The 12,463-nt window shown below is 32.7% G+C and carries 14 protein-coding genes; 7 read left to right on the forward strand and 7 right to left on the reverse strand.

What is annotated here, in order from left to right:
- Positions 1-101: 101 nt before the first annotated feature.
- The 4 genes from RH81_RS11780 to rocD all read left to right on the forward strand — a co-directional run bounded on the left by RH81_RS11780 (position 102) and on the right by rocD (position 3,010).
- Positions 102-608, forward strand: coding sequence for a hypothetical protein (locus RH81_RS11780; protein ID WP_033960546.1), 507 nt, complete (start codon positions 102-104; stop codon positions 606-608).
- Entirely contained in the window at positions 609-1,160 is a 552-nt protein-coding gene (locus tag RH81_RS11785) for an RNA polymerase sigma factor (protein WP_033960547.1), read from the forward strand.
- Positions 1,150-1,536 (forward strand): DUF6768 family protein, encoded by a 387-nt coding sequence (locus tag RH81_RS11790; RefSeq protein ID WP_033960549.1) that lies wholly within the window; start codon positions 1,150-1,152, stop codon positions 1,534-1,536. Before RH81_RS11785 ends, RH81_RS11790 begins: the two co-directional genes overlap by 11 nt.
- Before the next feature lie 196 nt (positions 1,537-1,732).
- Positions 1,733-3,010 carry an ornithine--oxo-acid transaminase gene (rocD, locus tag RH81_RS11795; RefSeq protein WP_033960550.1) on the forward strand — a complete coding sequence of 426 codons (1,278 nt, stop codon included), beginning with the start codon at positions 1,733-1,735 and terminating at the stop codon, positions 3,008-3,010.
- A gap of 71 nt (positions 3,011-3,081) precedes the next feature.
- On the opposite strand, the gene RH81_RS11800 is transcribed toward rocD, so the two are convergent.
- The 5 genes from RH81_RS11800 to RH81_RS11820 are packed head-to-tail and all read right to left on the reverse strand — an operon-like array spanning position 3,082 to position 6,941.
- Positions 3,082-3,423, reverse strand: a complete 342-nt coding sequence (locus tag RH81_RS11800; protein ID WP_033960551.1) for a CCC motif membrane protein — start codon at positions 3,421-3,423, stop codon at positions 3,082-3,084.
- A gap of 11 nt (positions 3,424-3,434) precedes the next feature.
- Positions 3,435-3,722 (reverse strand): DUF2752 domain-containing protein, encoded by a 288-nt coding sequence (locus tag RH81_RS11805; RefSeq protein ID WP_033960553.1) that lies wholly within the window; start codon positions 3,720-3,722, stop codon positions 3,435-3,437.
- A gap of 56 nt (positions 3,723-3,778) precedes the next feature.
- The gene (locus RH81_RS11810) at positions 3,779-5,623 is read right to left on the reverse strand and encodes a T9SS type A sorting domain-containing protein (protein ID WP_033960554.1); all 1,845 of its coding nucleotides are present in this window, start codon (positions 5,621-5,623) and stop codon (positions 3,779-3,781) included.
- A 17-nt stretch (positions 5,624-5,640) separates the two neighbouring features.
- Complete coding sequence (locus tag RH81_RS11815; protein WP_033960555.1) at positions 5,641-6,033, reverse strand: hypothetical protein; 393 nt, start codon at positions 6,031-6,033, stop codon at positions 5,641-5,643.
- 5 nt (positions 6,034-6,038) lie between these two features.
- Positions 6,039-6,941: a hypothetical protein gene (locus RH81_RS11820; protein WP_033960556.1), complete on the reverse strand. Its 903-nt coding sequence runs from the start codon at positions 6,939-6,941 to the stop codon at positions 6,039-6,041.
- Between the two features lie 107 nt (positions 6,942-7,048).
- Between RH81_RS11820 and RH81_RS11825 the strand changes: the two genes are divergently transcribed.
- Positions 7,049-7,246, forward strand: coding sequence for a hypothetical protein (locus tag RH81_RS11825; RefSeq protein ID WP_052172544.1), 198 nt, complete (start codon positions 7,049-7,051; stop codon positions 7,244-7,246).
- Positions 7,243-7,797, forward strand: coding sequence for a Smr/MutS family protein (locus tag RH81_RS11830; RefSeq protein ID WP_033960558.1), 555 nt, complete (start codon positions 7,243-7,245; stop codon positions 7,795-7,797). Before RH81_RS11825 ends, RH81_RS11830 begins: the two co-directional genes overlap by 4 nt.
- Here the strand turns inward: RH81_RS11830 and RH81_RS11835 are convergent.
- Positions 7,790-8,713, reverse strand: coding sequence for a hypothetical protein (locus RH81_RS11835; protein WP_033960559.1), 924 nt, complete (start codon positions 8,711-8,713; stop codon positions 7,790-7,792). The genes RH81_RS11830 and RH81_RS11835 overlap by 8 nt on opposite strands.
- Before the next feature lie 136 nt (positions 8,714-8,849).
- Here RH81_RS11835 and RH81_RS11840 point away from each other — a divergent pair, with 136 nt between their 5' ends.
- The gene (locus RH81_RS11840; RefSeq protein ID WP_033960560.1) at positions 8,850-9,989 is read left to right on the forward strand and encodes a cysteine desulfurase family protein; all 1,140 of its coding nucleotides are present in this window, start codon (positions 8,850-8,852) and stop codon (positions 9,987-9,989) included.
- Here the strand turns inward: RH81_RS11840 and RH81_RS11845 are convergent.
- The gene (locus RH81_RS11845; RefSeq protein ID WP_033960561.1) at positions 9,986-12,463 is read right to left on the reverse strand and encodes a TonB-dependent receptor; all 2,478 of its coding nucleotides are present in this window, start codon (positions 12,461-12,463) and stop codon (positions 9,986-9,988) included. The two genes, RH81_RS11840 and RH81_RS11845, sit on opposite strands and share 4 nt — an antisense overlap.

Here is a 12,463-nt window from a genome sequence, read left to right on the forward strand (position 1 = left end):
AAAATAACAATAGCCATAAATAATAATGTAAGTAAATAGGATTATCTTTAAAAAACTTCAAAATTAAATGAACCTTTTTAATTTTTCTACGTCTTTAAGATATGAGAGTCATTAATAGTCATAAAAGGATAATTGATCAACCTGAAGAAAAGGTATCAGAACTATTTAAAACCTTAGCAACAAATGAAGATCAAATTTGGCCGTCAATAAATTGGCCAGCGATGCGCTTTAAAGATGGTTTGAAATCAGGAAGTCAAGGTGGACATGGACGAATTCGCTATACTATCATAGCCTTTGAACCTGGAAAGCACATTAAATTTGAATTCACAAAGCCAGAAGGTTTTAATGGAACACATGAATTAAACATTAAGGCTATTTCAGAAGAGACTACTGAAATTAATCATCTTATAAAAATGAACACTAATCTCAAAGCCAGTTTTTTATGGTTGTTTATGATCCGTTGGTTACATGATGCTTTAATTGAAGAGGCTTTTGATAATGTAGAAAATTACTTTTCAGAAGAAAGTAAAAGAACAAAATACAATTTTTGGGTCATCCTTTTGAGGGACTTCTATAAACGAAAATCGTTTCAAACCAAACAGGCATAATTGAAAAAAGATAACCATATAGATATAGAACTCGTAAAAGCTTATCAAGCAGGAGATCAAAAAGCAATAGCTAAATTGGTCAAGCGATGGCACTTGATATTTTGCACCAAGGCATATTGGATGGTTAAGGATGCTAATTTATCTAAAGACATAGCGCAAGAGAGTTGGCGAACTATAATGGATAAACTCCATACGTTACAAAAACCTTCGAGTTTTAAAAGTTGGGCCTTGCGAATCGTGTATTCAAAATCATTGGATGCTTTGAGAGACATTAGTCGGAAACGAACAAAAGAAACCGAATTCGGAAATTCACAAGTTACATTTGTTGATGATTATAATGAAAGTGCCGAACTCAAAGAAGCGCTTTTAAAAGCCGTTAATCATTTGCCAGACCATCAGAAAGTGGTTTTAAGACTTTTTTATACTGAAGATTATTCACTAAAAGAAATAAGTGATATTTTAAATATATCTATCGGAACAACAAAATCAAGATTGTTTCACGCTAGAGAAAAACTGAAATTAACCCTAAAAAATAAAAATTATGAAAACTAATATGGAAGACATCGATCAATTAATTAAAGATACATTAACACAAGAAGAAGCGAAATTCTATGATTCACTAGAAGAGCAAAATGTTTTAGGAATGGTAGGTGGGTTATTCACAGGTAAAAATAAATGGATTTTAATCCTTATGAATATTATGACCTTAATATTCTTTGGGTTGTTTGTGTACTGTACCGTAAATTTCTTTGATACAACTGAAACTAATGAACTTATTAAATGGGGAACAGGTGGACTTGTGTTTTTATTAGGTGTTAGTATGCTTAAAGTGTTTGCTTGGATGCAAATGGATAAAAATGCGATTCTTAGAGAAATGAAGCGTTTAGAATTACAAGTATCATCATTATCTGGAAAAATTTCGGAATGAGGTTTTAAATTATTATTTTGCGAGCCTAAGGGATGATTTCTTTCCCACGCTGAATTTTCGGACTCTTCGAAAGGATAAAGGTAGATAAGGAATAATTATTTTACTCGCTAAGCGAGATTTAATTATTAGTTTGTATCGTATTGATATCAGACGATGCCTTTTTTTAGAATTAGGCATAAACCTTAAATTATTTAAAATGGCTGTTTTAGACCACATTTCATCGCAAGAGGCGATGGCACTAGAAAACAAGTATGGAGCGCAAAATTATCATCCATTACCAGTAGTACTAACTAAAGGTGAAGGTGTTTATGTTTGGGACGTAGAAGGTAAAAAGTATTATGACTTCTTATCGGCTTATTCGTCTTTAAACCAAGGACATTGTCATCCAAAGATAGTTAACGCTATGACTGAGCAAGCACAACGCTTGACTCTAACTTCTCGAGCATTTTACAATGATATGCTAGGGAAGTATGAAAAGTACGCATCTGAGTACTTTAAATTTGACAAAATGCTACCTATGAATTCAGGAGCAGAAGCTGTAGAAACAGCTTTAAAACTTTGCCGTAAATGGGCTTACGAAGTTAAAGGAATCGATTTGAATAAAGCTGAGATTGTTGTTTGTAAAAACAATTTTCATGGTAGGACTACAACGATCATTTCATTTTCTAATGATCCAGTCGCAAGAAAAAATTTCGGACCTTACACAGATGGATTTATTAAGGTTGACTATAATGATATAGAAGCTTTAGAATCTGTTTTGAGTACCAATCCAAATGTTGGTGGCTTTATGGTAGAGCCTATACAAGGTGAAGCAGGAGTATTTGTGCCTAGTGAAACTTATTTAATGGAAGCTAAGGCTTTATGTGAAAAATATAATGTGTTATTCATAGCAGATGAAGTTCAAACAGGAATAGCACGAACAGGTAGATTACTTGCTAGCTGTGGAAATTGTAGTTGTCCAAATAAAGATTGTTCAGGGACTCCAGATGTTAAACCAGACGTTTTAGTTTTAGGTAAAGCACTAAGTGGAGGTTTGTATCCTGTTTCAGCTGTAATGGCTAATAACGAGATCATGAATGTTATTCAGCCCGGAAATCATGGAAGTACCTTTGGAGGTAATCCAATTGCTGCTGCAGTTGCTATTGCAGCTCTTGAAGTTGTAAAAGATGAAAGTTTAGCTGAAAATGCTTTTCAATTAGGAGAATTGTTTCGAAGTGAAATTAACAAATATATCGAAACTAGTTCTATAGTGAACTTAGTAAGAGGTAAAGGGCTTTTAAATGCTATTTTGATTAATGATGATGAAGATAGCGATACTGCTTGGAACATTTGTTTAGCATTACGTGACAATGGTCTACTTGCTAAACCAACACATGGTAATATTATTCGTTTTGCACCACCTTTAGTAATGACTAAAGAGCAAATGTTAGATTGTGTTTCAATTATCACAAAAACACTTCATGAGTTTGAATAATTCATAAATTATAATTAAAAAAAAAGCGACCATTTGGTCGCTTTTTTTTTAATCTAAATCTATATTATATACTATTGGTTTTCTTGCATTTCCTTTAGCACGTCCATATATTGATCTCTCATTTCATCTAATTGACCAGTACTCATCAAGTAAAGATAAATAATCACAATTATGATACTTATTACTAACCCAATAATGGTTATTATTTTTGCAGTTTTTAGTTGACCGAAGTTGCTATATGCGTCTGGATCTTCAGCATATAGTTTTTCATCTTTCTTAATTAAAAATAATGCAATTCCTGATAGAACAATTCCACCAAAACCACTTGTGCAGCAACATCCAATAAATGAAACTATTCCTAAAATTAAAGCAGTTGTTGCGTTGGGTAATTTTTTTTGTACTAGTTGGTCCATAAAAGTTGATGTTAGTTAATAAAAGTTTTTAAAATAAAGTTCCCTAAAATAATAACAACATTGATAATAGCTAAGGGAATAATAATCTTACTAGCAAATTTATAATTTTTGAAATAATTAAGCCCAAAAAAGGCAAATAATAATATAAGTGTGAAAATCGCAGGATACATATAAAATGCTGCAACAAATTCCCCTTGAAATATTAAGGCAACAGATCGTTGTATTCCGCAACCCATACATTCAAAACCCAAAAGTTTTTTGTTTAAACAAGGCAACATAAATTCCTCTAGAGAAGACATAAATTCAATAATTGGTATTCAAAAATAACAAAACTTAGAAAAGAAACACGTATTGTCTACTTGTTTTTAATCACCAATTTTTTGGAAAGAGTATTGTTGTTATCTAGGCTAATTACAGTCACATAAATACCATCGCTGAGGTTTTTTGTTGAAAATCGATATGTATCTTGATGATCTAAATCCGTTGCGTTAAATACTTGCTTTCCAGAAACATCAAAGAGAGTGACTTTATTAATAGATATGCTATTTGGATTTTTTATTGTTAGTTGGGAATTGTTATTGTCTTGAAAAACTATAAAATCTGAAACCGTAACTTCTTCATTACTTAATGTGTCTTCATTTGAAAAAGTGATTACAAAGCGATTATCATAAACCCCTTGATCTAAATTTAAACCATAATTTTGTTGCCTAAGGTCTACATATAGATTAGTTTCAGTATCGTGTAAGTAAATAGGTTGAGAGTCGTCAAAGTTTTGAATATCAAAAATTCTAAATCTTAAAGGTTGATTTTCAGAAAGTTTCACCACAACAGGTATTCGTAAGTCTATTGAAAAATCATGAGCTTGTGCAACATAAGCTTCATCATTTAACACCCAGTAACCGTCAGAATCAATACTAGAAGAGCTTTTTGATTCTAAGCCGTAATCAAAATCACTAGTTGCACTTTGATGAAAATTATGTAATAATTGTCTTGTATATGTTTCGTTAAAGTCTATATTAATTCTAAAACGTTTATAATCATCTGGAATGATTTGTAGACCATCTTCATTGTAAATTAAATCATCATATGAAATAGTAGTATTTTCTGTAGTTCTAAAAAACTCACTTTGAGTACCACCTTTCTTTACAAAAATCCTCATGGCATTATTAGTTCTAGCAGTAGTATTAGCGCTATTGCCTTCAATCATGAAACCTTGTCCTATAGGTATATATCTATAAACCCGCTTTGAACTTGTGCTAGACGGTCCAGTCGCTAATGTAGTGCCATCTGCATTGTAAGTATCGAATGTTGCAGAAATGAAACTCTCTAGGGTTGCAAGTTCATTGATAGTATATGTTGCATAACCACCAACGTATTGTGCTAGATAGTGAGAATTTACAGATAAGTCTTGTTCCCAAAAGAAAAGTGTCCCACTAATTGAATTTCTATTAGTACTATCCCAAATATAGGCTCTTGCATCCATTGCCGAAGGGTAAGGATTTCCAACAAGAGTTAGCTCACCATTTAAGACAGATGTTGTCATCGTTCCATTATTTGCTTTGCCTCTAAAATCATAAAGTTGGTTATTGCCAGAGCCACTAGTACCTTTCATTGTAAAACCATAACCAGGATTAGCATTTCCTAAATGAGCAATATAATCCCATTCACTATATACTGTTCCTGGGTTAAAGGTGTAAATCCATCTGTTTGAGATTTGAAGAGGAGTTGAAACACCATTATATCCAGTAATGAAAGTTGCAGGATTACTTGTAATAGGGTTTAAGGCAGGGTCTGGATCTCCTATAAAATCAAAAAGTTGATTAAACGCTTTAAAAGGATTATTTACACTATTATTAAGAGGAGTCGTTCCATCGTCTTCAAAAACATTTCCTACAGGAGAACACCAGTAGTTGTATGCCCAATTGTGTACAGTTCCATTTTGGAACACACTTAATCTTCCTAATCCTGAATTTCCTATATTATTACCTTGAATTAGCTGTGCTTGGTTTCTTAGATAGATAAAGCCATTAGTATTTAAACTAATATCATCTGTCACATATAATGGTGCAACATTTGGAGCACTAGTAAAACCTGAACCATCAACAAAAATAAAGCTACCACTACTTACAAATAAGTCTGCTTGTGCTAGAGTAAAATTCGTTATAAGAATTGTAATTATGAGGGTATATATATGTTTCATAATGGATTATTACTGACTTATTTCTGTTTTAAGGAGTCGGTTTTAATGAATGGTTTTTTGTTCTGTTTCTTAACTTGAACACGACTTAATGTGTCTTTAAAAATAACTCTTTTTTTACTTGATAATCTATTTGATTGATTATTTTTTTTTGAGGTCTTTGAATTAATCGAATCATTTTCAAGTAAATAGTCTCTTTTTGTTGCTCTAGAGTTGGAATTAGCTTTTTGTTTATTGTTGTTTTTAGATTTTTCATTTTTAACAATAGCAGCCTTTCTTGAATTGAAATTTGATTTTACTTTTGTTTTTTTTGCTTTTATTGAATCACTATTTGTTTTCACTTCTTGACCAAATGCAATAGAATTAATAGAAAAAAGGAGAAGTAAAAGAATTAGATTTTTTATTGGCTTCATAATCACTAATCTAAAATTGTTAAGTTTCTATGTGAATCATTTGGTGATGAATTCACACTATTAAAAACTGAAGCAGGAAAATTACCGCTTCGCATCCATTGTATTTTTAGTGTTGTAGAAACTCCTGGTGTTACGCTTACTGGAAACATTGTAAAATGAGCATTCCAAGAAGAAATTGAAATGGAGCCCAGAATATCATCAAAATCAAAATCTGTTGTTACAGATGTAGTGCCAGCTAATACGCTATTCCCGGCAGTTACATTTACTAATCTTAATTCAACATACTGTTGAATGCCATTAGCAATATCTGAAAATCCAGATGCACCAAAATTTAGATAAACAGTATCATGTTGTGGAGTGAAGGTAATAGACATGTCTGTCATGTCAGTAAATGTTGCTGTATTTATAGCAATATCTGATGTTCCAACGACACTTTGAATATTATCACCATAGCGAGCATCAACCCGATTTATAATCACCCATCTGTTTTGAGTATCGTTGTATTGTAGAGTAACAGTTGCATATTGTCCGTACAAGGTGTAATTCTGTGCTCCAGGACATAAGATCCTATTAATACCAGCTCCACCAGCGTTGTGCCTAATTGTCATTGGAGCAGTCGTTGTGTTTTCTAAGGTAACAATTTGCCCATCTGCATCAGTAGTAGGAACAATACTTCCAATTGTGAAGTTTGCTGTTGGTCCTGTAATTCTGTAAAATGAATAAGGTGTGGCTCCCAGGCCAATATTCAAATTGGTATTACCATTAGTTAGTGATAATGCATTGCCTTCTCGTAACGCAAGAGCTCCTTCTACATCTAATTCTGTTCTTGGGTTTGTATTATTAATACCAACTTGTGCATGTAGTGCTATCCCGACGAAAAATAAAAACAAGAGTGTAATTTTTTTCATAGCGAATAAATTTTAATCCCTATTAAATTTAATAAATAACTGCTTGATTATTAGTGATAATAGTTTAATTTCGATAAATCGTATTTTTTTAACGTTAAACTATCATAATGTCTAGAATAATTAGCTACATTTTAATCATAACTGGCGCATTTGTAGCCATTTACGCTCAAGCTGAAGAAGAACAAAATCAATATATTTTAATTGGAGGAGTTGTAGTTTTAATGATGGGTATCTATAGAGTGTCCAGAAATATTCCTAGCAAAAAAGATCAAGATGAAAACAATCAAAATGAATCAAGTTCATGAATTTTCAAATTGGGGATAAGGTTTCAGTATTAGATGATGATATTTCTGGTATTATCGTTGAGATAAAGAGCGATATTGTGGGCGTCGAAACCTCTGATGGTTTTGTTTTAGAATTTAAATCTAATGAACTCATTAAAACCAAGTCTTTTTCTAGTGAGATCTTTTCAAATGAAGGCTTAGATGATGTTATTAGGCAAAAAGAACTTCATTCAAAGAAGCAATCCGTAAGAAAGAAGCCAAAAGATCGTAATCTGCCAGCAATGGAGGTTGATTTGCATATTCATAAGCTTACAGATTCTAATAGAAGAATGACTAATTACGATATACTCACACTTCAATTGGATACAGCTAAGCGACAATTAGAATTCGCAATGCGTAAACGCATTCAGAAAATAGTATTTATTCATGGTGTAGGAGAAGGCGTGCTAAAAATGGAATTAGAAACTCTTTTTAGACGTTACGAGAATATAAAGTATTACCAAGCTGATTTACAGAAGTATGGTAATGGTGCAACTGAAGTTTATATTTTTCAGAATGTAAGCCCTAATTAAAAATAGGAGTCCCAACTCTAGAATCTAAAGTACCAGGATCAACTAAAACACCAAAATCTAAAGTCTGTTGTGTAATTGATGGTAATGAAATTTCAGAAACAAGTGCCGTTACCGTATATATCATTCTAATAGTATGTGTTCTAAAAGCTGTGGCTACTACAGTTGTGAAGACTTGATCATTTAAATAATCAGCTTCTCCGAAATCTGGATCGGTTACATCATCAGTTGGGTTCTGGTTAACGTTGATGTTTTCTTCATCACGCGTATCGACACCATCACCATCATCGTCTTTGTCTAAGTAATTTGGAATACCATCGCCATCAGTGTCTAAGGCGTTTATAAGACCATCTTCTTCGGTGTAATTAACACCTTCGCTAGTTGTTAGTACGTTGTCACCATCGTCATCAGCATCTAAATAATCATATATACCATCACCATCGGTATCTGTTGGATTTGTATCAGGATCATTATCACCATCTAAGTTTTCGTCTTCAAGTTCTGTTGGTATGCCATCATTATCATCTTCAACCAAGATCGTTTTAATATATACTTCACCCGAAATACTTACTTCATCTTTTTCTATTTGTAGATCAGAAGGAGGAATGTCATTACAGAAAAAATTGCTAGTTGGTATTCTACCATATGACCTGTAATTAAAAGCATTTGAACTCGCCAAAGACAATGTGTTTTCATAAAGATTGTCATCATCTACCTCTAGAATATCTTCAAGTGTTAAAGTTGTAAGCTGAATAGATAAGGTTTCAGATGTGCTTTCGTTGATTTTATAAAACACTAAACTGCTATTGCCACATTGCTCAAATGTATCTTCAAAATCTAAGGTTACCTCAAATATATCTCCATCGTCACAGGTGGTCAATAAAAGTCCAAAACAAAGTATATAAAGAAATTTTCGCATGCTGTAATTCATTAAGAAACAAAAATAGAGATTTGTAAATTTATAACGATACGATTAACAAATAATTTTGATAGAACATTTATGGTTTTATTTACCATAAGATTATTGCATCTTTGTACTCCTATTTTAATTATTTATGAATACTGTTTATTTAGATAATGCTGCAACTACTCAAATGCGTGACGAGGTTATTGACCGCATGACTGAAATTATGAAAATAAATTTCGGAAATCCTTCATCAACACATAGTTATGGAAGACAATCTAAATCTATAATTGAAACATGTAGAAAGTCTATTGCATCACATTTTAACGTGTCAGCTTCTGAAATTGTATTCACTTCAGGAGGTACTGAAGCTGATAATTTAATCTTAAGAAGTGCGGTTAGAGATTTAGGTGTAGAAGAAATAATTACATCTAAAATTGAGCATCATGCAATTTTGCATACGGTTGAAATTCTTGAAAAGGAATACGGAATTAAAGTAAAGTATGTCAACTTAAAACCTGATGGTCATATCGATTATACTCATTTAGAGCAATTATTAAATTCTGATACTAAGCAATTAGTAAGTTTAATGCACATCAACAATGAGATTGGAAACAAATTGGATCTGTCATTGGTTGCTAATTTGTGTAAAAACAGCAATGCATTGTTTCATAGTGATACTGTGCAGTCTATTGGGCATTATAAATTAGATTTAGAAAATATCCCTATGGATTTCCTTGCAGCTAGTGCACATAAATTTCATGGTCCAAAAGGTGTTGGTTTTGCATTTATTAGAAAAAACTCTGGTATCAAAGGGTCCATTTTTGGAGGAGAACAGGAGCGAGGTTATAGAGCAGGAACAGAATCTATTCACAATATTGTTGGCCTTGATGAGGCTTTAAAGTTTTCTTATAATAATCTTGAAGTTGAACGTCAGTATATATTAGATATTAAAACCTATTTTATTGAAAAGTTACAACAAGTCTTTCCTAAAGTTGTTTTCAATGGAAGTAGTTCTGATAGTCAAAATAGCACATATACACTGATTAATGTTTGCTTACCGATTGCTCCTGAAAAGGCTTCTTTGCTTCAGTTTCAGCTAGATTTAAAAGGAATTGCATGTTCTAAAGGAAGTGCTTGTCAAAGTGGAAGTTCGCAGAACTCTCATGTGCTAAGTCAGATTTTAGACGAGGAACATTTAAATCGCCCTTCTGTGCGATTCTCCTTTAGTACATTTAACACCAAAGAAGATGTTGATTACGTTATTGAGGTTTTGAAAGAATTTGTCTAAAATCTAGCACTCATACGCACATTAAAAACACGAGGCGTTAAAAAGTTTGGTACTCCAAACTGACGTTTACTGTATACATCACGAACCCAAGTATTGGTAATTGAGTTTTGAGCATTGAAAATATTAAAAATCTCAAAGCCAATAGAAAGTTCTTTTACACGTTGTTTCCACTTTTTAGTATACGTTTTATTAGCGTCTACCAAAAGATATGAAATACCTACATCAGCACGCTTGTAGTCTGGTAAGCGATTTTGGAACTGGTAAGGATCTGCATAACTCGGAGAACCACCTGGAACACCAGTATTGTATACAAGATTCAAATACATTTTTAAATCTGGAAGCGCTTGCATGTAGTCTTGAAACAAAGCTCCAAATTTTAATCGTTGATCTGTAGGTCTTGCAATATAACCTCTGTTATCAATATTTTCTTCTGTTTTTAAATATCCAAAGCTGAACCAGCTTTCAGTGCCTGGAATGAATTCACCATTTAAACGCATGTCAAGTCCGTATGAATAAGCTGTTGCATTATTCTGAGCCCTATAACGTATTCTAACGTTCTCTAAGGTGTACGGATTAACATCAGTTATATTTTTATAATACGCTTCAGTAACCAACTTAAAAGGTCGTTCCCACATTTCGAAACTATATTCGTTTCCTAAAACAAGATGAATAGATTTTTGAGCCTTCACGTCTGGTTGAACAGTTCCTGAAGAATCTCTTAATTCTCGATAAAAAGGAGGCTGGTAATACATTCCACCTGCGATTCTAAAAAGCATATCCTTTTCCCAATCTGGTTTAATTGCAAATTGCGCTCTTGGACTAAATACCGTTTGAGTAGAACTTGACACACCATCTTGATTTGGAATCTTACTGTTTACAGTCCAATTATGAACTCTCACACCTGCATTGTAAAACACTTCGTGATTTCCAAGCATTGAACGTTTGCTCCATTGCGCATAGGCCTGAATTCTATCAATTTGAACTTCGTTCGTTGCTCTTACGTTTTGAAAAGCTACTAAAGGACCTTCAAAAGGTTCGTATGGCTGATTATTTGGTATATCGAAAATAGGAGGTCGCACTGAAAAACCAGCACTATCAATAACTTCCCATTCTACCAAGCGATCTCTAATATCTTCATGAGTATATTTTACAGACCATTCAAGAGTGTTTTCTTCGTCTAATTTATAATCACCTTTGTGTTCAATATTAAAAATTAAAGCATCTAAATCATTTCTTGCATGTGTCAATTGAGATCCAATACCTTCGCTAAACTCAACTTCACCTAAGTCTTCATCTCCAATATTACTATTAACTTCACCTAGTCTGTATTGCGCTAAAATATCAAAGTATTCTTCTTCTGTAGTATGGTAAGCTGACGTTATCAATTTTAAGGTAAGATCTTCAGTTGGATAGTAATTGGCTTTAAAAGCACCAAAAGTAGTTAGGTATTGATCTTTTTCCTGACCTTCATAAAAGACTAATAAAGCAACAGGTTGGTCTAATGTACCAAAGTTGGTTTGTCTATTTTGTGGTTCGAAATCATATTGATTTAGTGATATGTTTCCAAGGAAATTTAAATGAAATTTATCTGAAAACTTATAGGTTAAATACGTTTGTGCATCTGCAAAAACAGGAACAACATTCGTTTCAGTTTCTAATGAATTTATAAACAAACTATTATCTCTATAACGTAAGCCTATAATTCCAGAAAATTTAGAATCTTTACTAACGGCTTCAGCAGCAATGCTTCCGCCTAAAAGGCTAGCCTCTGCACGTATTCCAAAATTTATAGGTGTTCTGTAGGTGATATCTAAAACTGAAGATAATTTGTCTCCATATTTCGCTTGAAAACCACCAGCAGAAAAATCAACGTTTTGTACCAAATCGGTATTTACAAAACTCAATCCTTCTTGTTGTCCTGAACGAATTAAAAATGGACGATATATTTCAATTTCATTAACATACACAAGATTTTCGTCAAAGTTTCCACCACGAACAGAATACTGCGTACTTAATTCATTTGAAATATTAACTCCAGGTAATGTTTTTAAAATATTTTCAACACCAGGTTGCGCACCTTTAATAGTTCTTAATACCGCAGGAGAAATAGAAACAACACCTTCTACAGATTGTTTTGTGTTACTATTTATGACTACAGTCGTGATTTGCTCTACTTCAATTTTCATGACAGGATTGAATTCTATTTCCTCGCCATTTTTTAAGTTAAAAGTAGCTTCAACTCGTTTATGAGATAAATGCGTAAATACGATTGTTACGTCAGTGTTTGCAGGAATTTTAAGTTCGTAAAATCCGTTTTCGTTTGTGGTTGTTCCCGTGTTTCCAACATTAATACTTACATTATAAATAGGTTGTTGTTGATCATCAAGAATAACACCTCTAACAGTAGCATTTTGTGAAATACCTATGAGAGGCAAACTTAATAAGAGTAATAGGAGTAGACTGTTTATTTTCAA

This window comes from Psychroserpens jangbogonensis (assembly GCF_000797465.1).
Lineage (GTDB): Bacteria > Bacteroidota > Bacteroidia > Flavobacteriales > Flavobacteriaceae > Psychroserpens > Psychroserpens jangbogonensis.